The sequence below is a fragment of the Pseudomonas sp. Van50 genome (assembly GCF_055390755.1).
Window position 1 is genome coordinate 1,594,319 of record NZ_AP024343.1, and the last position, 24,708, is coordinate 1,619,026.

Here is a 24,708-nt window from a genome sequence, read left to right on the forward strand (position 1 = left end):
GTACCGCTATCGCGAGCAAGCTCGCTCCCACACTGGTTTCGGGTGATCAGTAGAGCCAGGGCGGGAGCCAACCCCCGCCGCTGGTTTTAGGTCAGGCGTTAGGTTTGCTTACCAACCCATCCGCCCTGAACATCCCACGGATCCCACGCACCGCCTGGCGAATCCGGTCCTGGTTCTCGATCAGCGCAAAGCGCACGTGATCATCCCCATACTCCCCGAACCCCACCCCCGGCGAGACGCAGACCTTGGCTTCGGCCAGCAGCTTCTTGGCGAACTCCAGCGAGCCCAGGTGCGCATAGGCCTCGGGAATCTTGGCCCAGACGTACATCGATGCCTTCGGGTTCTCTACCATCCAGCCCAGCTCATGCAGGCCCTTGACCAGCACGTTGCGGCGCTGGCGGTACTGCTCGGCGATGTCGCGCACGCATTGCTGGTCGCCTTCGAGGGCGGCGATGGCGGCCACTTGCAGCGGCGTGAAGGTGCCGTAGTCGTGGTAGCTCTTGATCCGCGCCAGGGCGTTGACCAGTTCCGGGTTGCCCACCATGAACCCGATGCGCCAGCCGGCCATGTTGTAGCTCTTGGACAGGGTGAAGAACTCCACCGCGATGTCTTTCGCGCCCGGCACTTGCATGATCGACGGGGCTTTCCAGCCGTCATACACGATGTCGGCGTAGGCCAGGTCGTGGATCACCAGCACGTCGTACTGCTTGGCCAGGGCGATGACCCGCTCGAAGAAGTCCAGCTCCACGCACTGGGCGGTGGGGTTGGACGGAAAGCCGAGGATCATCATCTTCGGCTTGGGGATCGAGCCGCGAATGGCCCGCTCCAGTTCGTCGAAGAAGTCCACCCCTGGCACCAACGGCACCGAGCGCACCTGGGCACCGGCGATCACCGCACCGTAGATGTGGATCGGATAGCTGGGGTTGGGCACCAGCACCGTGTCGCCCTGGTCCAGGGTGGCCAGCATCAGGTGGGCCAGGCCTTCCTTGGAACCGATGGTGACGATGGCTTCGGTTTCCGGGTCGATGTCCACCTCATAGCGGTCCTTGTACCAGCGCGAAATGGCGCGGCGCAGGCGCGGGATGCCTTTGGAGGTGGAATAACCGTGGGTGTCTTCACGCTGGGCGACGGTGACCAGTTTTTCCACGATGTGTGGAGGCGTGGCGCCGTCGGGATTACCCATGCTCAAGTCGATGATGTCTTCGCCGCGCCGACGCGCAGCCATCTTCAGCTCGGCAGTGATATTGAATACATACGGGGGGAGTCGATCGATGCGCGCAAAGCGGCGCGGCGAACCTTGTTCGGCCATTGTTGCCTCGAGATACGTGAGCGCCCGGAACCGTCCGAGCGACGTTGGCCACTGCGGTGGCCTGCGGCGCAAGATAATCGGGCGGATGTCGGATTGTCCAGTAGCCGCGGCGAACTATTTTCGACGACACTGTCGCCCTGGCCGCGGCGCCATCGATGGTCGCAGCGACTTGTTGAACCTGTCTCACCCAATCCTGATGGAACGAATGATGGAATTTTCCAGCGGCTTCCTGCTGAGCCTTTCGCTGTGCCTGGACATTGGCGTGGCCAATATCGCGATGATCACCCTGGCGATGCAGCGCGGCTATTTCCAGGGGTTCGCCTTGGGCCTGGGCACCTGCGTGGGCGATCTGATCTATGCCGTCCTGGCCTTGGCCGGCATGACCGTGTTGCTGCAATACGAAGCGGTGCGCTGGGTGCTGTGGGTCGGCGGCTCGGTGCTGTTGCTGTACTTCGCGGCGAAGATGATCCACTCGGCGATCTATCACAGCGCGGTATTGGCCGAGGCCGGAGAAGTGCAGGGCAACTCTTCGCGCCAGGAGTTCTTGCGCGGGATTTTCCTGGCCATGTCATCGCCCAGTGCCATCCTCTGGTTCGCGGCGGTGGGCGGTACGCTGATCGCCCGTTCGGGCGGCGGAACCTTGCTCAGCTCGGCGCTGTTTCTCAGTGGTTTTCTCTGCGCCGGGCTGCTGTGGTGCGCGGCTTTGTGCCTGGCGGCGACCCAGGGTGGCAAACTGTTGGGGGATAAATTGTTGCGTTATTCCTATTGGGCATCCGCCGCGATCTTCTGCTATTTCGCGGTGTACGTGATTGTTTCTGGCTACAACGAGTTTGTAGGAAGCGCCGTCACCGCGGCCCTGCCTGGCATCTGACAAGCGAAACGGCCCTGGCAATCACGGTTTGGCTTCTATACTGCCAAGCCCGACTTCACGTTTTGCTGGAGTGTTGCCGCATGGAAAAGCCCGAACGCGATTACACAGCCGTGCCACGCTTTGAACAGGGACGTTTTCAGCTCATCGCCGGCTTTGGTGCTCGGTTTACCCAGGACACCGCCCAAGACATCCCTTTGCTCTGGGAAAAGTTCCTGCCCTGGCTCGGCAAGGTGCCAGGGCAGAAAGATGAAGTGACCTACGGTGTGTGTTGCAACCCGGACGGGAAGGGTGGGTTCGAATACATCGCCGGCGTGGAAATCAGCCGGCTCGACGATTTGCCGGAGCAATACCGCTGGATCGAAATCCAGCCAGGCCATTACGCGGTCTTCGAACACAAAGGGCCATTGAAAAAGCTGCCGGATACGTTCCAATACATCTGGAAAGAGTGGCTGCCCCATTCCGGTTACGAAGCGGCGGGTCAGCCTGAATTCGAGCGCTACAGCGAAGACTTCAACCCCAGGACCGGCCAAGGCACCCTGGAGATCTGGATCCCGCTCAAGCCAAGCTGATCGGCGCAGTCCCCTGTGGGAGCGAGCCTGCTCGCGAGAGCGTCAGGTCAGCCGCTTTGATGTTGACTGAAACACCGCTATCGCGAGCAAGCTCGCTCCCACATTCGGCGCCTATCGATCGTTGATTCTGTTTGTCAGAACACCAACCCCATCCGCCGCTCATACCCGATGCGGCCCTTGTAGGCTTCGCCACTGTCGACCCAGCCCAGGCGGGCGTACAGGCCAATGGCCGAGACGTTATCGGGATCGACCGAGAGCTCCAATCCGTGGATGTCCGGCCAGGCGGCTCGTGCCACGGCGGGCAGCGCCTGCAGGCAGGCCTTGCCATACCCTTTGCCCTGGGCCCGGTGGTCGACTTGCAAGGCATGCAGGGTGGCGCTGTGCTCGTTGGCCCAGGCCGGCAGTACCGGCGGGCGCTTGAGCAGCAGGAAGGCCACTGGCACGTCCCCAGCCAATAGCGCAAAGCCTTTGACCCCCGGGCCGGGCCGGGACAGCAGCATGTGCAGGGCGCCATGGATATCGCCGGCGAACTTGATCTGTTCGGGGTGGAGTTCGATGGCGCTGACCTGTTCGCGTTGCAGCGCGGTCAGGTCTTCGTAGGGGACGAGTCGAGCGGTCACAGAAACGTCCAATGTTTGCCGGCAGGATAGGACTTGGATTCTAGCGAATTTTCTCTTTGAATTATTTTTGTTGGATTGTCGATTCGCTGTTTCTCCAAACGACAAAGGGTGTCTTCAACAAAAAACTGCGGAGAATCACCATGAATACCCAAGCCACTGAAACCCAGATCCAGGCCTTGATCGACACCTACCGCCAAGCCGTCATGGCTAAGGACGTCGAAAAAGTCATGGCGCTCTATGACGAGAGCATTGTCTCGTTCGATGCCATCCAGGCCCTGCAATTCAAGGGCAAGACCGCTTACCGGGCCCATTGGCAAGCCTGTATGGAAATGTGCCCCGGCCCGCACAAGTTCGACTTTCATCAGGTCAAGATTACCCCGGCCGACAACATCGCCTTTGCCCACTGGCTGGCCTATTGCGGCGGCACCAACGAAAAAGGCGAGGAGCAGGCCTGCTGGATGCGTGTGACGGCCTGCTACCAGCGTGTAGCCGGACAATGGCGGATCGTCCATGAACATTGGTCCGCTCCGTTCGACCCGATGGCCGGGACGGCGCTGTTCGACCTGCAACCCTGATCGTCGGTTTTTTCGCCGAGCGTCATTCTGCCGTCCATAGTTGATCAGTCCGAACACGGAGCCTTCCATGAAGTACCTATGCCTGGTGTATAGCAACGAACAGACGCTGCACAACTCGCCCGACAGCCCGGAGGACGCCGAGTGCATGGCCTATGCCGAATCGATCCAGGGCAGTGGGCGCATGCTGGCCGCCGAAGCCCTGGAGTCGGTACAGACCGCCACCACGGTGCGCATGCGTGGCGGCAAGCTGTCGATCACCGACGGCCCGTTCGCCGAAACCAAGGAGCAACTGGCGGGCTTTTACCTGATCGACGCCAAGGACCTCAACGAAGCCATCCAGGTCGCCGGCAATATCCCGGCGGCCCGGGTCGGCTGCGTTGAAGTGCGACCGGTACGCCAACTGAACCCCTGAACAACAATCACAAACAGGATTTCATTCATGAACCTCACTGCTGCCCCTTACGCGTTATCCGTCAGCCGGGCAATCGATCGCCAGGCACACGACGCCATGGGTTTCCCTGAGGGTTGGGGCCAGGGCCGGCTTGAGACACTGGTTACCCAAGGCATGCTCGACTGATGTCGGTCGAAACGGTCAAGGCGCGGGTCGAGCAGGTTTATCGGCAAGACTCGCGGCGGATCCTGGCGACGCTGATTCGCCTGCTGGGTGACTTCGATCTGGCGGAAGAGGCTTTGCACGAGGCCTTTTTCATTGCGGTCGAGCGTTGGCAGCGCGACGGTGTGCCGGACAACCCACGGGCCTGGCTGGTGTCTGCCGGGCGCTTCAAGGCCATCGACAGTTTGCGCCGGCGCGCGCGTTTCGCCGCGTCCCAACCGATGTTGATCGCTCAACTCGAAGCGCTGGAGCAGGATCCGTGGAGTGACGAAGACGTGGAAGACGATCGCCTGCGGCTGATTTTTACCTGTTGCCACCCGGCCCTGGCGGCGGATGCCCAGGTGCCCCTGACGCTGCGGGAAGTCTGCGACCTGACCACCGAACAAATCGCCCGGGCGTTTCTCGCCGCCCCGGCGGCCATTGCCCAGCGCATCGTGCGGGCCAAGGCGAAAATCCGCGATGCCAGGATCCCCTATCAGGTGCCGTCCCGCGCGGAACTGCCGGAGCGGCTGGACAGCGTTCTGCGGGTGATCTACCTGGTGTTCAACGAAGGGTATTCGGCCTCGATGGGCGCCGAGCTGACTCGCGAAGACCTGACGCGCGAAGCCATCCGTCTCGGGCGTCTGCTGATGGAGTTGCTGCCCGAGGCCGAGGTCATGGGGTTGCTGGCGTTGATGCTGCTGCACGAATCCCGGCGCCCGGCGCGAACGTCGTCGACCGGTGAACTGATTCTGCTGGATGAGCAGGTGCGATCCTTATGGGATGCCGAGCTGATCGCCGAGGGCTGTGCGTTGGTGGAAGCCGCGCTGAAAACCCGACGGTTCGGGCCGTACTGCCTGCAAGCGGCGATTGCGGCGGTGCATGCCGAAGCGCCGACGGCTGAGCAGACCGATTGGCCGCAGATCGTCGGGCTTTATGATGTGCTGCTGCGGGCCGTGCCGTCGCCGGTGATCGAACTCAACCGCGCTGCCGCCCTGGCCAAGCGTGACGGACCGGAAGTCGGCTTGCGCCTGGTCGAGGCGATCCTGGAGCGTGGGGAATTACTCGACTATCACCTGGCCTATTCGGCGCAGGCGGAATTCTGTCGTCAACTGGGACGATTGGACGAGGCGAGGGCCGCGTACCGCCGCGCGCTCGAACTGACGCAGCAGTTGCCGGAACGGCGGTTTATCGAAGGGCGGCTTGCCGGGTTGCAGCCATGAACCACAGTGACGCCCCTTGTGGGAGCGAGCTTGCTCGCGATAGCGGAAGATCAGACACATCAAATGTCGACTGATATGCCCCCATCGCGAGCAAGCTCGCTCCCACAGGTTTTGTGGCTTGGCTGGCTGCGTTGACCCGCAGCCAGCCGGCGTTGATCAGAACTCGTGATCAGCGTTGTCCGGGTTCAGGTCGCTGATGCCCAGTTTGCCCGCAGCCTGTTCGATCGAACCGGTCTGCTTGACCAGTGCGGCGATGGCGTCGCGCACGATCTGGTTACCGGCAGTGTTGCCGGCGGCGATCAACTGGTCGTAGTGCTCACCCTTGTTGGCGTGATCGACCATGACCTGGATCTTGGCTTCGGTGTCGGCCAGGTTGGCCTTGAGCGCGGTGTCCGCGGCCGGGTCGGCCTTGGCGACCAGGGACGACAGGCTGGCGCCGGTCATCTTGGTGCCGTCGACACGGGTGTATTCGCCCAGGTACACGTTACGCACGCCCTTGGCATCGTAGAAGTGCGAGTTGTGGGTGTTGTCGCTGAAGCAATCCTGCTCGTCTTCCGGCGAGTTGGCTTCCAGGGACACCTTCATGCGCTCGCCCGCCAGTTCACCCAGGGACAGGCTGCCCATGCCGAACAGCATCTTGCGCAGGCCGCTTTCGGCCGGCTCGGCTTCCAGGGTGGCGCGGTAGTTGTCGGCCACGTTCGGCTTCCAGTTGCCGACCATTTCCTGCAGGTCATTGACCAGCAGTTGGGTCACGGACTTGAGGTAGGCACGACGACGGTCGTTGTGGCCGCCAGTGGCACCGGCGCCTTCCAGGTAATCCGAAGCGGGGCGATTGCCGGCGCCCGGGCCGGTGCCGTTGAGGTCCTGGCCCCACAGCAGGAATTCGATGGCGTGGTAGCCGGTGGCGACGTTGGCCTCGGAACCGCCCAGCTCGTTCAGGCTGGCGAGTTTTTCCGGGGTGATGTCCTTGACGTCGACCTTGTCTTCGCCAACCTGGACTTCGGTATTGGCGATGATGTTGGCGGTGGCGCCCGGGTTACCCAAGGCGTGCTCGTAGGATTTGTCGACGTAGTCGATCAGGCCTTCGTCCAGGGGCCAGGCGTTCACCTGGCCTTCCCAGTCGTCGATGATGGTGTTGCCGAAGCGGAACACTTCGCTTTGCAGGTACGGTACGCGTGCGGCGACCCAGGCAGCCTTGGCGGCTTTCAAGGTATCGGCGTTCGGCTTGGCCAGGAACGCGTCGACGGCGGTTTGCAGGGTCTTCGCAGTGGATTCGGCATCGCTGTAGACGGCATAGACGATGTCGGCATAGTGCGCGACAACGGCCTTGGCGGCGGCTTCGTCGACTTTGCCGGCGGCAGCAGGGGCGACCGGTGCCGAGGTGCTGGCGGCCGGCGTTGGCGCTTGCGGCGCGGCGGCCTTGTCTTTGCCTTCGCCGCAACCGGCGAGGGAAATAGCGATGGCCAGCAGACTGGCGGTAGCCAGGGGCATACGAATCATGGCGAACATCCTGCTTCGGTGATGGATGGGACAGGCGCGAGGGTGCGCAAAACTGCGACATAATGCGAAAGATTTGCATTATGTGTAAAGGGTTATGGTTGTAAATATTTCTTATTTAATGAAGGGATCGGCAGCGTCTGTAGGAGCTGCCGAGCGAAGCGAGGCTGCGATCTTTCCCCTGCCGATTGAGTCCCAGGCGAAAATCAAAGGATCGCAGGCTTCGCCAGTTCCTGCAGGAACGTGGCAGAAGAGAGGAATCAGAGGATGGACACCTTGCTGCGCTCGGCCTGCTTCAGGTAAAGGCCCAATTCCCGCGCCGGTAGCGGCTTGCTGTAGTAGTAGCCCTGACCTTCGTGGCAGCCCTCGGCGATGATGTAGGCTTCCTGCTCGACCGTCTCGACGCCCTCGGCAATGACCTGCATCCCCAGGCTCTTGCCCAATTGGATGATGGCCCGGACGATGGTTGCGTCGTCTTCGTCGTCGAGCAGGTCCTGGACGAAGCTCTTGTCGATCTTGATCTTGTCCAGCGGCAGGCTCTTGAGGTAGCTCAGGGACGAGTAGCCGGTGCCGAAGTCATCGATGGCAATCAGCGCCCCGGAGCGACGCAGGCTCAGCAAGTGCTGGGCCGCGGTGGTGATGTCTTCCATCAGGCCGGTCTCGGTGACTTCCAGCTCCAGGCTGCGCGGCGGCAGCCGGTACATCTGCAGGAGATTGTTCACCACCCGTGGCAGTTCGGCGTGGTGCAATTGCACTGTCGACAGATTGACCGCCATGCGCAGGTCGAGGAAACCCTGGTCGTGCCATTCGCGCAATTGCCTGCACGCCTGGTCCAGCACCCATTCACCGATGGCGATGATGGTGCCGTTCTGCTCGGCCAGGGGAATGAACAGGTCCGGCGGCACCAGGCCGTGCTCGGGGTGGTGCCAGCGGATCAGGGCTTCAGTGCCCACTACCCGCAGGTCGCGGTAGCTGATCTGTGGCTGGTACACCAGGGTGAACTGCTCGCGGGCCAGGGCCTCGCGCAGGTCTTTTTCCAGTTCGCGACGGCGGCGCATCTCGCTGTCGACGCTGGCAATGTAGAACTGGTAGCGATTGCGCGAGCGGCTCTTGGCCAGGGTCATGGTCTGCTCGGCTTTCTGCAACAGTTTCTCGGTGCTGTCGCCGTCTTCGGGGAAGAGGGTGATGCCGATGGTGGCCCGCAGGCGGATTTGTTGATCGTCGATGGCGAACGGCGCTTCCAGGTCATCGAGGATGCTCTGGGCCAGTTCGGCGGCCTCGTAAGGCTGTTCGATGTCGGCCTGGACCAGGGCGAACTGGTCGCCCCCCAGCCGCGCCAGTGCGCCGAGCCGCCCACTGTGGGCCCGCAGGCGATCGGCCAGGGCCAGCAGCAACTGATCGCCGGTCTGATAGCTGAACTGTTCGTTGATGCCCTTGAAATCATCCAGCCCTACACACAACACCGCCACCCGACGTTGCAGGCGTCCGGCGTCCACCAGGATCTTGTCCAGTTGCTGTTGAAGTTGCTGACGGTTGGGCAGCCCGGTGAGAAAGTCGTACTGGGCCATTCGCAGCAGGCTGTTTTCCGCTTCGTGGCGCAGGTGCGTGTTGCGCTCGATGGATTCGAGCAGTTGGTTGGCCGTGTTGATCCACAGGCCCAGTTCGTTTTGCTCGTGGCCGCGCAACTGCGGGATCTTGTGCGCACTGGGGCGATCGGGGTTGATTTCGGTCAGGTGTTCGATGATCCGCGACAACGGCTTGGTCAGCAGCCAGTGATAGACCAGGTACAGCACCAGGCCCATGGCCAGGGCCCGCAGCATCCCGGAGATGAAGATGATCACCGAGCTGACGATGAAACCTTCGCCGTAGGTGGCCGTGTCGAGGGTAATGCTCAGGTCGCCGTAATATTCGCTGTAGGGGCCACGCCCTACCAGCTGCGTGGTGAAGGTGCGCTCCTTGCCCAGGATCAGGTCGGTCAGCCAGCGGCTTTCGGAGTGCTGCAAGGGGCGGGTTTTTTCGGCGAGCATGGTTTCGCGGGGATGGCCGATGGAGGCCATGCGCACGGCTTCGTCCTGGAACAGGCCTTCGATCACTTGCATGCCCATTTCCCGGTCCAGGCTGTAGACGGCCTGGGTCGATGGATCGCGGAACATGTCGAGGATACGCTGGGCGTCACTGGCGACGGCCTGGTTGGTTTTGTAGGCATCGAACACGATCTGGGCGCAGCTCAAGACCATGCCAACGATCAATGCCGAAAGGAGCACGACCCGGAGCAACTTCACAGACAAGCTGTTCTTGAGTTCCAGCTTCAAAGAGTGGTTCCTTGTTCCGTGCGGGTAGCGTCAAGTTGCCATGAGTATTGGCAATCCTGTGATGTCAGTCAAAGGGACAATCAAACACAAGGGTTTTCGCTTGAAACCTGACCGATATACGTTCTTTCCAGAGTGATTGCTCTACGACCATTGTGTCGGTTGAAAGGCACCGCAACTTGAGGCCCGTCGGGATTTTTTCTTGGATTCCAGACACGAGGTATTTGCCTGGCGATCAATTTTGTCGCGCAAAAAAAACCCGGCACGGCGCCGGGTTTCCTTTGTCTGGCATCGAGCTTAGGCAGTAAAGGCTTTGCCTTCGAACTGCTCGGCGACGAATTTCCAGTTGACCAGGTTCCAGAACGCTTCGACGTATTTCGGACGAACGTTGCGGTAGTCAATGTAGTAGGCGTGTTCCCACACATCGCAGGTCAGCAGCGGGGTGTCGCCGCTGGTCAGCGGGTTGCCGGCACCGATGGTGCTGGCCAGGGCCAGGGAACCGTCAGCCTTTTTCACCAGCCAGCCCCAGCCGGAACCGAAGGTGCCGATGGAGGTCTTGCTGAATTCTTCCTTGAACTTGTCGAACGAACCGAATGCCTTGTTAATGGCTTCAGCCAGGGCGCCGGTTGGTTGACCGCCGGCGTTTGGCGCCAGGCAGTTCCAGTAGAAGGTGTGGTTCCAGACCTGAGCGGCGTTGTTGAAGATACCGCCCGAGGAAGTCTTGACGATTTCTTCCAGGGTCTTGCCTTCGAACTCGGTGCCAGGCACCAGGTTGTTCAGGTTCACGACGTAGGTGTTGTGGTGCTTGTCGTGGTGGTATTCCAGAGTTTCTTTGGAAATGTGTGGCGCCAGTGCGTCGTGTGGATAGGGCAGCGGCGGCAATTCGAAAGCCATGGTGATTCTCCTAATCAGGTCAGTTGCGGTGAGCGCAAGGCCGATCACGGGCGGCCAGACTAGCGCCGGGGAGTTTGTACTCTTTGCGGCGCAGGAGTCGGATCATAGCACCGGGGGTGCGGCATAACCACGCAACAACTGTGTGGAATAGAGGTTCCAGAGCGGTTTGGAATAATCAGCCGGCGACAATCAATTGCATCGCCACGGTAAACATCATCACCGCCACCAACAGGTCCAGGATCCGCCAGGTGCTTGGACGGGCCAACCAGGGAGCCAGCCATGCGGCGCCGATGGCCAGGGTGAGGAACCACAGCAGCGAGGCACTGGCCGCGCCCACCACATAGGCGCCGGGCACGCTCTGCTGGGCCCCGAGGGAACCGATCAGCAGCACGGTGTCGAGGTAGACGTGGGGGTTGAGCAGCGTCACCGCCAGCGCGCTGAGCAACACTGCCCGCAGCGAGCGCACAGCCTGGTTCTCACCCTGTTGCAGGCTCTGCTTCGAACAGGCCCGGCGCAAGGCCAGACTGCCGTACCAGAGCAGGAACGCCGCGCCGCCCCAGCGGGCAATCGACAGCAATAACGGGCTCTGGGCCAGCAAGGTCGCCAAGCCGAACACTCCGGCGGCGACCAACAGGGCGTCGCAGGCGATGCACAGCGCCGCGACCGGCAAGTGGTGCTCGCGGCGCAGGCTCTGGGCCAGCACGAATGCGTTCTGGGCGCCGATGGCCATGATCAGCCCGAGCGCCACCAAGAGCCCGTTCACATAGCTTTGCCACATCGTTTTATCCCCCGGTCAGTTGATGAATTGCTGGCCATTCTCCTGTGGCGAGCTGTATAAGAAAAACCAATATTGCTGATTGCTCATTAGAGAAACTGATGTTCGATTACAAATTGCTTTCTGCCCTGGCCGCCGTGGTCGAGCAGGCCGGTTTCGAGCGCGCGGCCCAAGTGCTGGGTTTGTCGCAATCGGCCATTTCCCAACGGATCAAACTGCTGGAGGCGCGTGTCGGGCAGCCCGTTCTGGTGCGTGCCACACCGCCAGCGCCCACGGAAATCGGCCGTCGGTTGCTCAACCACGTGCAACAGGTGCGGCTGCTTGAGCGCGACCTGCAGAGCCTGGTGCCGGCGCTGGATGAAGAGGGGCTGCCGGAGCGTCTGCGCATCGCCTTGAACGCCGACAGCCTGGCAACCTGGTGGGCCGCTGCCGTGGGAGATTTCTGCGCCGACCATCACCTGTTGCTCGACCTGGTGGTAGAAGACCAGACCGTGGGCCTCAAACGCATGCGCGCCGGTGAAGTGGCGGCCTGTGTCTGCGCCAGCGAACGCCCGGTGGCGGGGGCTCGCAGCGTGTTGTTGGGGGCGATGCGTTACCGGGCGTTGGCCAGCCCGGCCTTCATCGCCCGGCACTTTCCCGACGGCGTGCGGGCCGATCAACTGGCTCGTACGCCGGCATTGGTGTTTGGCCCGGATGATTTCCTGCAGCATCGCTACCTTGCGTCCGTGGGCGTGGAGGGCGGTTTCGAGCATCATTTATGCCCCTCGTCCGAAGGTTTCATCCGTCTTGCCGAGGTGGGGTTGGGCTGGGGGCTGGTGCCAGAGCTGCAAGTGCGCGAACAGCTGGAACGAGGCGTGCTGGTGGAATTGTTGGCAGATAAACCGATCGATGTGCCGCTGTACTGGCATCATTGGCGCAATGGTGGGCAGTTGCTCGGCTTATTGACTGAGCGATTGATCGCAGCGGCAAGCAGCACGCTGCAAGCGGTAAGTGAAAAGCGCTTGGTTTGAAGCTTGTGGCTTGTAGCTCGAATCTGATTTTTAGGAGCATGCATGAAGATTTTGGTCACCGGCGCGAGCGGCTTCATTGGCGGGCGCTTTGCGCGTTTCGCCCTGGAGCAGGGCCTGGATGTACGGGTCACCGGTCGCCGGGCCGAGAGCGTGGAACACCTGGTGCGTCGTGGTGCGCAGTTCGTCCAAGGCGATCTGAACGACCCTCTGCTGGCCCGCGACCTGTGCCTGGATGTCGAGGCCGTGGTGCATTGCGCCGGCTCCGTGGGGCTGTGGGGCCGCTATCAGGATTTCCACCAGGGCAATGTCCAAGTCACGGAAAATGTTGTCGAAGCCTGTCTCAAGCAGAAGGTGCGCCGCCTGGTTCATCTGTCCTCGCCGTCCATTTACTTCGACGGCCGTGACCACCTCGGGTTGACCGAAGAACAGGTGCCCAAGCGCTTCAAGCACCCTTACGCCGCCACCAAGTACCTGGCCGAGCAGAAAGTCTTCGGCGCCCAGGAGTTCGGCCTCGAAGTGCTGGCCCTGCGCCCGCGTTTCGTGACCGGCGCCGGTGACATGAGCATTTTCCCGCGCCTGCTGAAAATGCAGCGCAAGGGCCGACTGGCCATTGTCGGCAACGGGTTGAACAAAGTGGACTTCACCAGTGTGCAGAACCTCAACGAAGCGTTGCTCAGCAGCCTGTTGGCCACCGATTCAGCCTTGGGCAAGGCCTACAACATCAGCAACGGCGCACCGGTTCCGCTGTGGGATGTGGTCAATTATGTGATGCGCCAGATGGAAGTCCCACAGGTCCGACGTTATCGTTCCTACGGTCTGGCTTACAGCGTCGCGGCCCTGAATGAAGTTGTCTGCAAATTGTGGCCGGGCCGCCCCGAACCGACGCTGTCGCGCCTGGGCATGCAGGTCATGAACAAAAATTTCACCCTGGATATCAGTCGCGCCCGGCATTATCTCGATTACGATCCGCAGGTCAGCCTGTGGACCGCCCTCGATGAATTTTGCGCCTGGTGGGGTGTCCAAACAGCCCGCTGATCGGCCCATCATGAACCGAGTGCCAGGTTCGGGGTCAATCGGTGCGGCGGGCGAGAGGGTTATACTCGCCGCATCAAGCCATTATCGGTTTCCCAAAGGTCGAACCATGCCCATGCGTAACGATGCCAACGACGACTTCGATGATGTACCGAGCCTGCGGATGCGGGCCGACATTCCCGATGACGATGATTTCATGCCCAGCCGCCAGCCCCACGTGCAAGCGCGCCCGGCGCCCGTTGCCGCGGCCAAGGTCAAGGGGGCCAGCACCGGGCCGCTGTGGGCGTTGGTCGGCGCGCTGCTGTGTGCATTCGGTTTCCTGGCCTGGTGGAGCTTCCAGCAGATTTCCCTGATGGAGCAGCAGTTGGTGGCGACCCAGGAAAGCTTCGCCCGGATCAGTGAGGATGCGGCGGGGCGCTTGCAGGACATTTCCGGCAAGGTGGTCGCCGGGCAGTCCAACGTCATGAGCGACAGTGAAGCCTTGAAGCTGCAGATCAAACAGTTGGACACCAAGCTGCAGGAACAGGGGCGGCAGTTCGACGGCAAGCTGCAGGAGCAGTACAAACTACAGCAGGCCACGTTCGGCCCCTCTGCCGACCTGGACAAGGAACTGGCCCAACTCATCGCCCAGGCCTCGGAACAGCAGAACACCAACACGCAGTTGCAAGCGTCCAACAAGGAACTCCAGGCCCAGGTCAAGGCGCTGGTGGCTGAAGTGACCGCCCTGAAGAGCCAGGGCGAGGGTGGTGCCTTGGATGCCCAGCTCAAGAGCATCGGTGCTGACATCACCGCCCTGAAAAGAGCCACCTCAAACTCTGCCATCGACCGCCTGGAACAGGACGTGATCGTGCTCAAGAGCCAGCAGGACAAGGGCGGCAACACGGCCGAGTTCGACGCCTTCCGCGGTCAGGTCACCCGTAACATCAACACCTTGCAGGCGCAGATCCAGAACTTGCAGCAGCAACTCCGCGCTGGGGCTCAATAAGCCGTTTGTGCGCGCCAGTGCGCATCATTTCTGAATGTGCCGCCGCTATCGCGAGCAAGCTCGCTCCCACAGGGTCAGCACCCTCCAATGTGGGAGCGAGCTTGCTCGCGATGACATCCTGTCAGTCAATATCAATACCCACTGACTCACCAGGCTCCCCAGCAATCCCCTGAATACTCCAACATCACCCCACGCCGTCTACGCTCTTGAAACACCAACAAGAACGAGGGGCGCACGCATGGGTTTTTTTCACAGGATGGCCTGGCTGGGTGCAATGCTCATGCTGGGGCTGGCTCAGGCCCAGGCGGCCACGGCGGACGATGGCCAGGCGGCCCGGGCGCTGCTGGAGAAGGCCTTGGCCTATTACCACGACAACGGCGACAAAGCCTTTGCCGCGTTCAGTCGCCAAGGGGAATTCGTCGACAAGGATCGCTACGTGTTCGTGGTGGATACCCAGGGTGTGATGCTCGCCAGCGGCGGGCCGTCCCAGGCGTTGATCGGGCGGGACGTGTCCGACGTGCTGGGGCCGGATTTGCGCAAAGCCTTCAAGGACGCCTTGAAAACCCCCGAGGCCAGTGGCATCCAGCAAGCCGAGTACCGCTGGCAGAACTGGACGGACGGCAAGGTCGAGCGCAAGCATGTGTATTTCCAGCGTGTCGGCGAGCGAATCCTGGCTGTCGGCTACTACCTGCCCCGGGCTTCCGCCGAACAGGCCAGGGCGTTGCTGGACAAGGCCTCGAATGACCTGCTGAAAAACGAGAAGGCCACGCTGACGGCGGTCAACTCCCTCAAGGGCGGTTACCTGCAGGATGACTTGTATGTCTTTGTCGTCGACCTCGATACCCGGCGCTATGTCGGCCATGGCACCAATTTGCGCTTGATCAATACCGACTTCGCCAAGGTCAAGGACCCGGATGGCAAACCGGTGGGCGAGCCGATCCTGGCGTTGATCGGGAAACAGGGCGAGGGAGAGTACGAGTACCGCTGGAAGAATCCGGTGACCGGCAAGGTCGAGGATAAACACGCGTACCTGAAGAAGGTCGGGCATTTCCTGGTGGCGGTGGGGTATTACAGTCCTTGATGCGAGGCGCTGGACATTGTGGCGAGGGAGCTTGCTCCCGCTGGAGTGCGCAGCGCTCCCCAAAAAAGGGGGCTGCTACGCAACCCAGCGGGAGCAAGCTCCCTCGCCACAGGTGAATCCCAACAGCCTTCAGACGGTGGCAATCAGCCCGCCACCAGCACCCGAATCGCCTCCAGGCGCAACGCCGCCTTCTCAAGCATCGCCAAGCCTTGCTCGCGCTGTTGGCGCAGGGCCACCAGCTCGCTGTCGCGCACGGTCGGGTTGACCGCTTGCAGGGCGGTCAGGCGGGCCAGTTCCTCGTCGGTATCGGCGGCCAGGCGACGCTGGGCCTCGGCCACGCGTTCGGCGTGGCGCGGGGCGATCTTCTCTTCGCCAGCGTTGATCCGTGGCGTGAGCTGGTCGCGCTGGGCCTGGATGAACTTGTTGGCGCTGGCGCGGGGCACGCTTTCGAGTTGGTCGTTCAGGGTTTCGAACGAGACCCGGGCGGCCAGGTCGTTGCCGTTGGCGTCCAGCAGGCAGCGCAGGGCGGCCGGCGGCAGGTAGCGGCCCAGTTGCAGCGAGCGCGGGGCGACCACTTCACTGACGTAGAGCAGCTCCAGCAACACGGTGCCGGGCTTGAGGGCCTTGTTCTTGATCAGCGCCACCGCGGTGTTGCCCATGGAGCCGGACAGCACCAGGTCCATGCCGCCTTGCACCATCGGGTGCTCCCAGGTGATGAACTGCATGTCTTCGCGCGACAGCGCCTGGTTGCGGTCGTAGGTGATGGTCACGCCTTCGTCGTCGCCCAGGGGGAAGCTGGCGTCGAGCATTTTTTCGCTCGGCTTGAGGATCAGCGCGTTTTCCGAATGGTCCTCGCTGTCGATACCAAAGGCGTCGAACAGGGTTTCCATATAGATCGGCAGGGCAAACTGGTCGTCCTGCTCGAGAATGGCCTCCACCAGCGCATCGCCTTCACCGGCACCGCCGGAGTTGAGCTCCAGCAAACGGTCGCGACCGGTGTGCAGCTCGGCTTCCAGGCGCTCGCGTTCGGCACGGGCCTCGTCGATCAGCGCTTGCCACTGGCCATCGTCGGCTTCTTCCAGCAAGGGCAGCAGGCGCGGGCCGAACTGGTGCTGCAAGGCGTTGCCGGTCGGGCAGGTGTTGAGGAAGGCATTCAGGGCTTCGTGATACCACTGGAACAGTCGCGCTTGCGGGCTGGTTTCCAGGTAAGGCACATGCAGCTCGATGGTGTGCTTCTGGCCGATCCGGTCCAGGCGGCCGATACGCTGCTCCAGCAGGTCCGGGTGCGCCGGCAGATCGAACAGCACCAGGTGATGGGCGAACTGGAAGTTGCGGCCTTCACTGCCGATTTCCGAGCAGATCAGCACTTGGGCGCCAAACTCTTCGTCGGCGAAATAGGCCGCCGCACGGTCACGCTCCAGGATGTTCATGCCTTCGTGGAACACCGTGGCCGGGATGCCGGAGCGCACGCGCAAGGCATCTTCCAGGTCCATGGCCGTTTCGGCGTGGGCACAGATCACCAGCACCTTGGTGCGCTTGAGCATCTTCAGGGTGTCGATCAGCCACTCGACCCGCGGGTCGAAACGCCACCAGCGTTCTTCTTCGCTGGCGTCCGGCTGGGCCTGGAAGCTGACTTCCGGGTACAATTCGGCGTGATCGCCCAACGGCAATTCGAGGTATTCGTCCGGGCAAGGCAACGGGTAGGCGTGCAGCTTGCGCTCGGGGAAGCCCTGCACAGCGGCGCGGGTATTGCGGAACAGCACGCGGCCAGTGCCGTGACGGTCCAGCAGTTCGCGCACCAGGCGGGCGCTGGCTTCGACATCGCCATCATTGACGGCGGTCAGCAAGGCTTCGCCTTCGTTCCCCAGGAAACCCTGGATGGTCTTGTGGGCTTCGGGCGAGAGGCGGCCTTTGTCCAGCAGCTCCTGCACGGCTTCGGCCACCGGGCGATAGTTTTCGCTCTCGGCGCGGAAGGCCTTGAGGTCATGGAAGCGGTTCGGGTCCAGCAGGCGCAGGCGGGCGAAGTGGCTGTCCTGGCCCAGTTGTTCCGGGGTCGCGGTGAGCAGCAGCACGCCTGGGATGGTTTCGGCAAGCTGCTCGACCAGGGCGTATTGCGGGCTGACCTGGTCTTCGTGCCACACCAGGTGGTGGGCCTCGTCGACCACCATCAGGTCCCAGCCAGCGGCGAACAGCGCGTCCTGGGCCTTCTCATCGTCCACCAGCCACTCCAACGCCACCAAGGCCAGTTGAGTGTCTTCGAACGGGTTGCTGGCATCGCTTTCGATGAAGCGTTCTTCGTCGAACAGCGCGACCTGCAGGTTGAAGCGCCGACGCATTTCCACCAGCCATTGATGCTGGAGGTTTTCCGGCACCAGGATCAGGATGCGGTTGGCGCGGCCGGACAGCAACTGACGGTGGATGACCAGGCCGGCCTCGATGGTCTTGCCCAGGCCCACTTCGTCGGCCAGCAATACCCGCGGCGCAATGCGGTCGGCCACTTCACGGGCAATGTGCAGTTGGTGGGCAATGGGCTGGGCACGTACGCCGCCCAGGCCCCAAAGCGAAGATTGCAACTGGCGACTGGTGTGTTCCAGGGTGTGGTAGCGCAGGGAGAACCAGGCCAGCGGGTCGATCTGGCCGGCGAACAAACGGTCGCTGGCCAGGCGGAACTGGATGAAGTTCGACAGTTGAGTCTCGGGCAGGGTGACGACTTCGTTCTGCCCGTTGAGGCCGTGGTAGACCAGCAGGCCATCGACGTCATCGACCTCGCGCACGGTCATTTTCCAGCCTTCGAAGTGAGTGATCACATCGCCCGGCGAAAACCGTACACGGGTGAGGGGCGCATTCCGTAGCGCGTACTGGCGAGTGTCGCCAGTGGCCGGATAGAGCACGGTCAACAAGCGGCCGTCCTGTGCCAGAACGGTGCCTAAACCCAGCTCGGCTTCGCTGTCACTGATCCAGCGTTGCCCCGGTTGATACTGCTGCGCCATGCTGCCTGACTCCCGCCTTGAAAAAGCCGGTTATCTTAACGGAAGGATCCTTCAGACCAAAGGATTTACGTACGCTGATTCATTACCAACGGCACGGAACTTACGCTTGCCCAGCGATCAAACAAGCTCGGCCCTGGTGAACGGTGCAATTGCCAACTGGGTCACAAGTTTCGGACCGGCGGTTCAAGCTGCCACTTTAACCGCCGACAACCTGAAGACAGGAGAACTTTATGTTGCCACCCATGCTCCCTTTGAGCGCTGTACCCATCACCGCTCAACAGGATCCGGTTCGCCAGCGACCGGACATACCGCCCGTGGTCCCGGTGCAGCAAAGCTCCAATGAAAGCACCATTGACCTGCAAAAACGCGACCCGGAAGAGACCGCGCTGCTGTTGCGCGAGGAGCAGCGTCGCCAGCAGGAACGCGACCGTCGCCGCCGCGAGGCCGATGAAGACCCAGAAGTTCACCTCGCCGTACCGGGTACCGAGCTCAACGCCGACAACACTGTGCCAGTGGTGCCGCTGATAGACGACGAGACGCGCCAGGGCCTGTGGGTCGATATCCAGATCTGATCCAGGCGTCTGCCTGCACGCACAGGCTGGTCAACGCCGCCAACAGCCCGCATCATGGGTGCATCCGCAATTCACTGCATGATGCCCACACGCCATGAGCCAAGACGACAAGCTGATCGACCTCAGTGCCGAGCGCGCCAAGCGCGTTCACGACCTCAACGAAAAACGCCTCAATGAAGTCCGCCAGGCTTTCGAACAGGCCATGCCGTTGGGTAAGCCCAAGAAAAAGCCGAAAAACAAACCGAAAAAGCGCTGAACCCCCTCGATCCATTGATGCAGATCAGTTATTTCCCCAGCTTTGCGCCCCGTCGCGGGCGTTATTGACCCCGGTCAATTTTCATCCAGGCCTGATTGGTTACCTTGAACCCATCGCAACAGGGGCAAGACCAGGAGGCCAGTCATGTTTTTCGATAATGTGGTGTTTGCCGGGGTGTTGACGGTCGGCCTCATGTTCGTGTTTTTCGCAGGTTTCGGATTATTCATCTGGAAAGACGCACACAAGCGGAAAAAACCGTAGGTCTTTCCAGCTACAACGAGCACGCAAGGCATTTTGGGCGACTTCGGTCGCCCTTTTTTTTCGGACAAATTTCTCCAGCCCCACACAAAACCATTGTGGGAGCGAGCTTGCTCGCGATAGCGGCGCTCCAGCCGCCATTGATATGGACTGACCTGACGCTATCGCGAGCAAGCTCGCTCCCACATGGGGTGGGTGTTCGGGCATAAAAAAAGGTGCGACCCGCAAGGGTCGCACCTTTTTTGTCAGCCGCAGGAGTCAGCTGCCCAGGGCCTTGGATGCCAGCCAGAACAGCCCGGCCGACAGGGCCACCGTCGCCGGCAGGGTCAGCACCCAGGCCAGCAGGATGTTGCGCACGGTGCCACCTTGCAGGCCGCTCTTGTTGGCGACCATGGTGCCGGCCACGCCCGAGGACAGGACGTGGGTGGTGGAAACCGGCAGGCTGAAGATGTTCGCCGCGCCGATCATGCACGCCGTGGTGATCTGCGCCGACATGCCCTGGGCGTAGGTCATGCCTTGCTTGCCGATCTTCTCGCCGATGGTCAGCACTACACGCTTCCAGCCGATCATGGTGCCCAGGCCCAGCGCCAGGGCGACCGCCAGGATCACCCAGAACGGAGCGTACTCGGTGGTGGCGGTCAGGTCCTTGCGCAGCTTGTTCAGGTCGTCTTTCTCACGAGCAGCCAGGCCCGGCAACTTGCCGACCTTCTTCGCCGTGTCGTCCAGGCAAAGCAGGTAGCGACGAACCTCGATGCGTCGTTCCGACGGCAGCGAATGGTAGTCCGCCACGCCTTTGAGCGTGTCGAGCAGGGCATTGATGGTCGGTTCGGTCTGCTGCGGGTTGCAGCGGAATTTCTCCGGCAGATCGCCTTCCACGCTTTTGCCCAGCGCCAGGAATTCACCCAGGGACTCGTTGTTGCGTTGGTAGAACTGGCTCAGGTGCAGGGTCGCGTCTCGGGTGCGTTCGATCTGGTAGGTGGTGCTGCCCAGGTCGAGGACGAACTGCGCCGGCACGATACCGATCAGCACCAGCATGATCAGGCCGATACCTTTCTGGCCATCGTTGGAACCGTGGACAAAGCTGACGGCCATGGCCGAGATCACCAGGACCAGGCGATTCCAGAACGGCGGGTGCTTCTTGTCGTCGATCTGGCGGCGCTGTTCCGGTGTCTTGTGCATCTTCGACAGCGGGCGCCACCATTTCAGGCCGATCAGCACCAGGGCGGCGATCAGGAAACCGGCCATGGGCGAGAACACCAGGGAGGCGCCGATATCGATCGCCTTCTGCCAGTTCACCCCATCGGCCAACGGGATATCGTTGATCAGCGCGTTGGCCAGGCCTACGCCGAGGATCGAACCGATCAACGTGTGGGAACTGGATGCCGGGATACCGAAGTACCAGGTGCCCAGGTTCCAGGTAATGGCCGCTGCGAGCAGCGAAAACACCATGGCCAGCCCGTGTCCGGTGTTCACATTGATCAGCAGCTCCACGGGCAGCAGGTGAACGATGGCGTACGCCACCCCCACGCCGCCCAGCAGCACACCGAGGAAATTGAACACACCGGAAAAGAACACCGCCAGGTGAGGCGGCATGGCTTTGGTGTAGATAACAGTGGCAACCGCGTTAGCGGTGTCATGAAAGCCGTTGATGAACTCGAAGGCGAGGACAAAAGCCAGGGCGAGCAAGAGGCTCACAAGCACCCAAGCATCCAGTCCGCTGAATAAATCGATCATGAAGGTTTTCTGACCCGGTCGTAAGGGGGCGCGATTATGCCAGAAAACCTCGGTAATCGATGCACTGCCTGCTCATCGGTAACATTCTTCAACGAAATAATTTGTAGGAAAGCCTCAAGCGCGAGGTTTTCCGAGGGGTACGTAACCCCTTGATTCAGGGGCGCAAAGCGCATCCGGCCAGGATCGCCGTCAATTGTAGGACGCCTCGAGAAATTGTATGAAATATCTGAAAAGGAGGTCGGCCATGACCCTTCCCGATTGTCGGACGGAGAGCGGATGGCGGCCCGCTCATGGCGGGCGTGCGCTATGGCTTCCGGCCAGGGTGGCGACCGGAGACCTCTTCACAAGAACATCGGGCCCGGAGCGTCACTGCTCTTCGGCTTTGAGTTCTTTTTCCATTTTCTGAAGTTCCTGGGTGAAGGCCTGGTCCTGAACGGTGGCGCGCTTACGCCAGGGTTTGCGTTCCGGTTCAGGTTGCGCGGCGTAGGTGGTGACCTCCCCGCCGTAAACTTCCTTGTAACGTTGTTCCTGGCGCTCAAGTTCCGCGCGCAGTTCGTCTTTCGTCACAGTTCTACCTAAATTAAATGAAGTTGAATCTGGTGATACGCACTGCATGTGGACATGCAGACGGCCACGGCACCAGAGCTGACAGCTGACGTAGCATCAGGCTTCGCGTTGTTGCCAAACAGGGGAAGCGACCATGAAGGTGCTTCGGGCACCAGGGTCGTGACCACGATGCCTGCGTACGGGAACGATCGATCGACCGTACCGTCGCTGTTTTGCATTATAGCGGCCCAGCCGAATAACACTATCGGGAAAAAGTAAAAGGCGTTGTTGTTGTGTGAACTCATGTTTGTATGTGCAACTTGTACTGCCGCTCGCAGAAGATACCGGCTAATGCCGCTATCCAGATGCCATTCCCGCCGACAAGTTCAATATTGCTAACGTTGTCACGTCAAACCGTGTGTCACTGTTTCCCGCAAACTTACTATCGATCGCGTTCGCGGCAGGCCGCTATTGGACCCAGGCCTGATTGCGATTATCGGTCGACGGTTCGATAATCGAACGATCTTGGCCGGCGGCCCTTGCTTGCCCGTCGGGCAGCCGCTTGAATAGCCGTCACTCCCGGGGAAGGATCAGACATGAACGACCAATTGCGCAATGCCTTCACTTCCGTAGCGCCACCGATCGTCGCCTCGCCGGCCAAGCGGATCCAGGCCCTGACCGGTGATCCCGATTTCATGACGTCCCTGGCCCGCGGGTTGGCGGTGGTCCAGGCCTTCCAGGAGCGCAAGCGGCACCTGACCATCGCCCAGATCAGCCACCGCACGGAAATCCCCCGCGCCGCCGTCAGACGTTGCCTGCATACCTTGATCAAGCTTGGCTACGCCACCACGGACGGGCGCACCTATTCGCTGCTGCCCAAAGTGCTGACCCTCGGTCACGCCTATCTGTCCTCCACCCCCTTGGCCGTTTCTGCCCAGCCATACCTGGACCGCATGAGCGAGCAACTGCACGAAGCCTGCAATATGGCCACGCTCGAAGGCGATGACATTCTCTACATCGCCCGCTCCGCCACCACCCAGCGCCTGATTTCGGTTGACCTGTCGGTGGGCGGGCGCCTGCCAGCCTATTGCACCTCGATGGGCAGGATCCTCCTGGCGGCCCTGGATGATGCGTCGCTGCGCGACTACCTCGACCACGCCGACCTGCAAGCCAAGACCAGCCGCACTTTGCATACACCCGAAGCGTTGCTCGAGTGCCTGCAACAGGTGCGGCAGCAGGGCTGGTGCATCGTCGACCAGGAACTGGAACAGGGCCTGCGTTCGATTGCCGTGCCGGTGTACGACGCTTCCGGTCAAGTGGTGGCCGCGCTCAACGTCAGTACCCATGCCGGGCGGGTCAGTCGCAATGAGCTGGAACAGCGCTTCCTGCCAGGCCTGCTGGGGGCCAGTCGCGACCTGAGCGCGCAACTGTTTACTTAAGCTGTTCGATAAACGCACACAGTCGGCGGCGATGAATTGACGGTATTTGCCTGGCCTCATTAATGTCGCGCAGCGTCATCCGGCGTGTTTCGCCGGTCTCTGATTCGTTCGCCTGCGTTTCTTGCGTGGAATAAAAATAAAATGAACCAGCCCCAGACCTCCGTAGGCCACTGCCTCGATGTGCAGTCCTTCATCAATGCCCAACCCATTTCGCGCTATCAGTGGCGGGTGGTGATCCTCTGTTTCCTGATTGTGTTCCTCGACGGCCTCGATACTGCCGCCATGGGGTTTATCGCCCCGGCCTTGTCCCAGGACTGGGGTATCGATCGCGCCAGCCTCGGCCCGGTGATGAGCGCCGCGCTGATCGGCATGGTGTTCGGCGCGCTGGGCTCCGGGCCGCTGGCCGACCGCTTCGGGCGAAAAGTCGTACTGGTGGGCGCGGTCCTGCTGTTTGGCGCGTTCAGCCTGGCGTCGGCCTACAGCACCAGCGTCGATCAATTGCTGGTATTGCGTTTCCTGACCGGCCTGGGCTTAGGCGCCGGGATGCCGAACGCCACCACCTTGCTCTCGGAATACACTCCGGAACGCAAGAAGTCCCTGCTGGTGACCAGCATGTTCTGCGGTTTCAACCTGGGCATGGCCGGCGGCGGGTTCATCTCCGCCAAGCTGATACCGGCGTTTGGTTGGCACAGCCTGCTGCTGATTGGCGGGATCCTGCCGTTGATCCTGGCAGTCGTGTTGCTGTTCTGGCTGCCGGAGTCGGCGCGTTACCTGGTGGTGCGCAATCGCGGTACCGACAAAGTGCGCAAGACCCTGGCACCGATCGAGCCACACACGGTTGCCCAAGCGACGAGCTTCAGCGTGCCGGAACAGAAAACCGTGAAAGCCCGCAACGTGCTGGCGGTGATTTTCTCCGGCACCTACAGCGCCGGCACCTTGCTGCTGTGGCTGACCTATTTCATGGGCCTGGTGATCGTCTACCTGCTGACTAGCTGGCTGCCGACCTTGATGCGCGACAGCGGCGCGAGCATGGAACAGGCCGCGTTTATCGGCGCGTTGTTTCAATTCGGTGGTGTGTTGAGTGCCGTCTTCGTCGGTTGGGCGATGGACCGGTTCAATCCGCACAAGGTCATCGGCCTTTTCTATCTGATGGCCGGGTTGTTTGCCTACGCGGTGGGGCAGAGCCTGGGCAACATCACCTTGCTCGCCACCCTGGTGTTGGTGGCCGGCATGTGTGTCAACGGCGCGCAATCGGCGATGCCTTCCCTGGCGGCGCGTTTCTATCCGACCCAGGGCCGGGCCACCGGCGTCTCGTGGATGCTGGGCATCGGTCGCTTCGGGGCGATCCTCGGGGCCTGGATGGGCGCGACCCTGCTGGGCCTGGGGTGGAACTTCGAGCAGGTCCTGACGGCCCTGGTCATTCCGGCGGCCCTGGCGACCGCGGCGGTGGTGATCAAAGGCATGGTCAGTCATGCGGATGCGACCTGAGCCAGGGCTTAAGCCTGTAAGTAACCCGGTGGGAGCGAGCTTGCTCGCGATAGCAATGTGTCAGCGGGTGATGCCTGTCTGAT

General features: G+C 61.6%; 23 protein-coding genes and 1 pseudogene. 15 read left to right on the forward strand and 9 right to left on the reverse strand.

The window, feature by feature from the left end:
* Nucleotides 1-91: 91 nt before the first annotated feature.
* Nucleotides 92-1,309: an alanine transaminase gene (alaC, locus tag ACZ5M5_RS07015; protein ID WP_060738844.1), complete on the reverse strand. Its 1,218-nt coding sequence runs from the start codon at nucleotides 1,307-1,309 to the stop codon at nucleotides 92-94.
* Nucleotides 1,310-1,517: 208 nt separating this feature from the next.
* Here alaC and ACZ5M5_RS07020 point away from each other — a divergent pair, with 208 nt between their 5' ends.
* Together ACZ5M5_RS07020 and ACZ5M5_RS07025 are read left to right on the forward strand one after the other, a co-directional pair.
* Nucleotides 1,518-2,180: a LysE family translocator gene (locus ACZ5M5_RS07020; protein ID WP_060738843.1), complete on the forward strand. Its 663-nt coding sequence runs from the start codon at nucleotides 1,518-1,520 to the stop codon at nucleotides 2,178-2,180.
* 80 nt (nucleotides 2,181-2,260) lie between these two features.
* Complete coding sequence (locus ACZ5M5_RS07025) at nucleotides 2,261-2,749, forward strand: GyrI-like domain-containing protein (protein WP_060738842.1); 489 nt, start codon at nucleotides 2,261-2,263, stop codon at nucleotides 2,747-2,749.
* Nucleotides 2,750-2,883: 134 nt separating this feature from the next.
* Here the strand turns inward: ACZ5M5_RS07025 and ACZ5M5_RS07030 are convergent, their stop codons facing one another.
* Nucleotides 2,884-3,369: a GNAT family N-acetyltransferase gene (locus ACZ5M5_RS07030; RefSeq protein WP_060738841.1), complete on the reverse strand. Its 486-nt coding sequence runs from the start codon at nucleotides 3,367-3,369 to the stop codon at nucleotides 2,884-2,886.
* A gap of 140 nt (nucleotides 3,370-3,509) precedes the next feature.
* Here ACZ5M5_RS07030 and ACZ5M5_RS07035 point away from each other — a divergent pair, with 140 nt between their 5' ends.
* From ACZ5M5_RS07035 to ACZ5M5_RS07050, 4 genes and pseudogenes are all read left to right on the forward strand, one after another.
* Entirely contained in the window at nucleotides 3,510-3,944 is a 435-nt protein-coding gene (locus ACZ5M5_RS07035) for a YybH family protein (RefSeq protein WP_060738840.1), read from the forward strand.
* Nucleotides 3,945-4,011: 67 nt separating this feature from the next.
* The gene (locus ACZ5M5_RS07040) at nucleotides 4,012-4,356 is read left to right on the forward strand and encodes a YciI family protein (protein ID WP_060738839.1); all 345 of its coding nucleotides are present in this window, start codon (nucleotides 4,012-4,014) and stop codon (nucleotides 4,354-4,356) included.
* 75 nt (nucleotides 4,357-4,431) lie between these two features.
* A pseudogene (locus tag ACZ5M5_RS07045) lies at nucleotides 4,432-4,521 on the forward strand (polyketide cyclase); the annotation flags it as partial.
* Complete coding sequence (locus ACZ5M5_RS07050) at nucleotides 4,521-5,759, forward strand: RNA polymerase sigma factor (RefSeq protein ID WP_060738838.1); 1,239 nt, start codon at nucleotides 4,521-4,523, stop codon at nucleotides 5,757-5,759. The pseudogene ACZ5M5_RS07045 and the gene ACZ5M5_RS07050, both read left to right, overlap by 1 nt.
* A gap of 156 nt (nucleotides 5,760-5,915) precedes the next feature.
* Here ACZ5M5_RS07050 and ACZ5M5_RS07055 read toward each other — a convergent pair whose 3' ends face one another.
* The 4 genes from ACZ5M5_RS07055 to ACZ5M5_RS07070 all read right to left on the reverse strand — a co-directional run bounded on the left by ACZ5M5_RS07055 (nucleotide 5,916) and on the right by ACZ5M5_RS07070 (nucleotide 11,237).
* Nucleotides 5,916-7,259: an imelysin family protein gene (locus ACZ5M5_RS07055; RefSeq protein WP_464738815.1), complete on the reverse strand. Its 1,344-nt coding sequence runs from the start codon at nucleotides 7,257-7,259 to the stop codon at nucleotides 5,916-5,918.
* A gap of 257 nt (nucleotides 7,260-7,516) precedes the next feature.
* Complete coding sequence (locus ACZ5M5_RS07060) at nucleotides 7,517-9,568, reverse strand: putative bifunctional diguanylate cyclase/phosphodiesterase (protein WP_060738836.1); 2,052 nt, start codon at nucleotides 9,566-9,568, stop codon at nucleotides 7,517-7,519.
* Between the two features lie 294 nt (nucleotides 9,569-9,862).
* Nucleotides 9,863-10,459 (reverse strand): superoxide dismutase, encoded by a 597-nt coding sequence (locus ACZ5M5_RS07065; protein ID WP_060738835.1) that lies wholly within the window; start codon nucleotides 10,457-10,459, stop codon nucleotides 9,863-9,865.
* Between the two features lie 175 nt (nucleotides 10,460-10,634).
* Nucleotides 10,635-11,237 (reverse strand): LysE/ArgO family amino acid transporter, encoded by a 603-nt coding sequence (locus ACZ5M5_RS07070; RefSeq protein WP_092203858.1) that lies wholly within the window; start codon nucleotides 11,235-11,237, stop codon nucleotides 10,635-10,637.
* A gap of 98 nt (nucleotides 11,238-11,335) precedes the next feature.
* On the opposite strand from ACZ5M5_RS07070, the gene ACZ5M5_RS07075 reads away from it, so the two are divergent.
* The 4 genes from ACZ5M5_RS07075 to ACZ5M5_RS07090 all read left to right on the forward strand — a co-directional run bounded on the left by ACZ5M5_RS07075 (nucleotide 11,336) and on the right by ACZ5M5_RS07090 (nucleotide 15,342).
* Nucleotides 11,336-12,244, forward strand: a complete 909-nt coding sequence (locus ACZ5M5_RS07075; RefSeq protein ID WP_464738816.1) for a LysR family transcriptional regulator ArgP — start codon at nucleotides 11,336-11,338, stop codon at nucleotides 12,242-12,244.
* A 42-nt stretch (nucleotides 12,245-12,286) separates the two neighbouring features.
* Nucleotides 12,287-13,279 carry an NAD-dependent epimerase/dehydratase family protein gene (locus ACZ5M5_RS07080; protein WP_464738817.1) on the forward strand — a complete coding sequence of 331 codons (993 nt, stop codon included), beginning with the start codon at nucleotides 12,287-12,289 and terminating at the stop codon, nucleotides 13,277-13,279.
* A 106-nt stretch (nucleotides 13,280-13,385) separates the two neighbouring features.
* On the forward strand, nucleotides 13,386-14,261 hold the full coding sequence (locus ACZ5M5_RS07085) for an ATPase (RefSeq protein ID WP_103309400.1): 876 nt from the start codon (nucleotides 13,386-13,388) through the stop codon (nucleotides 14,259-14,261).
* Between the two features lie 238 nt (nucleotides 14,262-14,499).
* Nucleotides 14,500-15,342 carry a cache domain-containing protein gene (locus ACZ5M5_RS07090; RefSeq protein ID WP_060738830.1) on the forward strand — a complete coding sequence of 281 codons (843 nt, stop codon included), beginning with the start codon at nucleotides 14,500-14,502 and terminating at the stop codon, nucleotides 15,340-15,342.
* A gap of 143 nt (nucleotides 15,343-15,485) precedes the next feature.
* Here the strand turns inward: ACZ5M5_RS07090 and rapA are convergent, their stop codons facing one another.
* Entirely contained in the window at nucleotides 15,486-18,332 is a 2,847-nt protein-coding gene (gene rapA, locus ACZ5M5_RS07095) for an RNA polymerase-associated protein RapA (RefSeq protein WP_060738829.1), read from the reverse strand.
* Nucleotides 18,333-18,562: 230 nt separating this feature from the next.
* Here rapA and ACZ5M5_RS07100 point away from each other — a divergent pair, with 230 nt between their 5' ends.
* From ACZ5M5_RS07100 to ccoM, 3 genes are all read left to right on the forward strand, one after another.
* A complete protein-coding gene (locus ACZ5M5_RS07100) occupies nucleotides 18,563-18,904 on the forward strand; it encodes a hypothetical protein (protein WP_060738828.1) in 342 nt (113 codons plus the stop codon).
* A 94-nt stretch (nucleotides 18,905-18,998) separates the two neighbouring features.
* Nucleotides 18,999-19,160, forward strand: coding sequence for a hypothetical protein (locus tag ACZ5M5_RS07105; protein ID WP_003184513.1), 162 nt, complete (start codon nucleotides 18,999-19,001; stop codon nucleotides 19,158-19,160).
* A 144-nt stretch (nucleotides 19,161-19,304) separates the two neighbouring features.
* The gene (gene ccoM / locus ACZ5M5_RS07110) at nucleotides 19,305-19,421 is read left to right on the forward strand and encodes a cytochrome c oxidase subunit CcoM (protein ID WP_025212288.1); all 117 of its coding nucleotides are present in this window, start codon (nucleotides 19,305-19,307) and stop codon (nucleotides 19,419-19,421) included.
* A gap of 255 nt (nucleotides 19,422-19,676) precedes the next feature.
* Here the strand turns inward: ccoM and ACZ5M5_RS07115 are convergent, their stop codons facing one another.
* Together ACZ5M5_RS07115 and ACZ5M5_RS07120 are read right to left on the reverse strand one after the other, a co-directional pair.
* Complete coding sequence (locus tag ACZ5M5_RS07115) at nucleotides 19,677-21,152, reverse strand: inorganic phosphate transporter (RefSeq protein WP_060738827.1); 1,476 nt, start codon at nucleotides 21,150-21,152, stop codon at nucleotides 19,677-19,679.
* A gap of 366 nt (nucleotides 21,153-21,518) precedes the next feature.
* Nucleotides 21,519-21,719 (reverse strand): hypothetical protein, encoded by a 201-nt coding sequence (locus tag ACZ5M5_RS07120; protein ID WP_003184509.1) that lies wholly within the window; start codon nucleotides 21,717-21,719, stop codon nucleotides 21,519-21,521.
* Nucleotides 21,720-22,294: 575 nt separating this feature from the next.
* Here ACZ5M5_RS07120 and pcaR point away from each other — a divergent pair.
* Both pcaR and pcaK read left to right on the forward strand, forming a co-directional pair.
* Entirely contained in the window at nucleotides 22,295-23,137 is an 843-nt protein-coding gene (gene pcaR, locus ACZ5M5_RS07125) for a pca regulon transcriptional regulator PcaR (RefSeq protein ID WP_003184507.1), read from the forward strand.
* 141 nt (nucleotides 23,138-23,278) lie between these two features.
* On the forward strand, nucleotides 23,279-24,625 hold the full coding sequence (pcaK, locus tag ACZ5M5_RS07130) for a 4-hydroxybenzoate transporter PcaK (protein ID WP_464738818.1): 1,347 nt from the start codon (nucleotides 23,279-23,281) through the stop codon (nucleotides 24,623-24,625).
* The last annotated feature ends 83 nt before the right edge of the window (nucleotides 24,626-24,708 follow it).

Excerpts from the sequence above, each read along its gene's own strand:
- alaC (WP_060738844.1), bottom strand. The coding sequence starts at position 1,309 with ATGGCCGAACAAGGTTCGCCGCGCCGCTTTGCGCGCATCGATCGACTC.
- ACZ5M5_RS07020 (WP_060738843.1), top strand. The coding sequence starts at position 1,518 with ATGGAATTTTCCAGCGGCTTCCTGCTGAGCCTTTCGCTGTGCCTGGAC.
- ACZ5M5_RS07025 (WP_060738842.1), top strand. The coding sequence starts at position 2,261 with ATGGAAAAGCCCGAACGCGATTACACAGCCGTGCCACGCTTTGAACAG.
- ACZ5M5_RS07035 (WP_060738840.1), top strand. The coding sequence starts at position 3,510 with ATGAATACCCAAGCCACTGAAACCCAGATCCAGGCCTTGATCGACACC.
- ACZ5M5_RS07040 (WP_060738839.1), top strand. The coding sequence starts at position 4,012 with ATGAAGTACCTATGCCTGGTGTATAGCAACGAACAGACGCTGCACAAC.
- ACZ5M5_RS07050 (WP_060738838.1), top strand. The coding sequence starts at position 4,521 with ATGTCGGTCGAAACGGTCAAGGCGCGGGTCGAGCAGGTTTATCGGCAA.
- ACZ5M5_RS07055 (WP_464738815.1), bottom strand. The coding sequence starts at position 7,259 with ATGATTCGTATGCCCCTGGCTACCGCCAGTCTGCTGGCCATCGCTATT.
- ACZ5M5_RS07065 (WP_060738835.1), bottom strand. The coding sequence starts at position 10,459 with ATGGCTTTCGAATTGCCGCCGCTGCCCTATCCACACGACGCACTGGCG.
- ACZ5M5_RS07070 (WP_092203858.1), bottom strand. The coding sequence starts at position 11,237 with ATGTGGCAAAGCTATGTGAACGGGCTCTTGGTGGCGCTCGGGCTGATC.
- ACZ5M5_RS07075 (WP_464738816.1), top strand. The coding sequence starts at position 11,336 with ATGTTCGATTACAAATTGCTTTCTGCCCTGGCCGCCGTGGTCGAGCAG.
- ACZ5M5_RS07080 (WP_464738817.1), top strand. The coding sequence starts at position 12,287 with ATGAAGATTTTGGTCACCGGCGCGAGCGGCTTCATTGGCGGGCGCTTT.
- ACZ5M5_RS07085 (WP_103309400.1), top strand. The coding sequence starts at position 13,386 with ATGCCCATGCGTAACGATGCCAACGACGACTTCGATGATGTACCGAGC.
- ACZ5M5_RS07090 (WP_060738830.1), top strand. The coding sequence starts at position 14,500 with ATGGGTTTTTTTCACAGGATGGCCTGGCTGGGTGCAATGCTCATGCTG.
- rapA (WP_060738829.1), bottom strand. The coding sequence starts at position 18,332 with ATGGCGCAGCAGTATCAACCGGGGCAACGCTGGATCAGTGACAGCGAA.
- ACZ5M5_RS07100 (WP_060738828.1), top strand. The coding sequence starts at position 18,563 with ATGTTGCCACCCATGCTCCCTTTGAGCGCTGTACCCATCACCGCTCAA.
- ACZ5M5_RS07105 (WP_003184513.1), top strand. The coding sequence starts at position 18,999 with ATGAGCCAAGACGACAAGCTGATCGACCTCAGTGCCGAGCGCGCCAAG.
- ccoM (WP_025212288.1), top strand. The coding sequence starts at position 19,305 with ATGTTTTTCGATAATGTGGTGTTTGCCGGGGTGTTGACGGTCGGCCTC.
- ACZ5M5_RS07115 (WP_060738827.1), bottom strand. The coding sequence starts at position 21,152 with ATGATCGATTTATTCAGCGGACTGGATGCTTGGGTGCTTGTGAGCCTC.
- pcaR (WP_003184507.1), top strand. The coding sequence starts at position 22,295 with ATGAACGACCAATTGCGCAATGCCTTCACTTCCGTAGCGCCACCGATC.
- pcaK (WP_464738818.1), top strand. The coding sequence starts at position 23,279 with ATGAACCAGCCCCAGACCTCCGTAGGCCACTGCCTCGATGTGCAGTCC.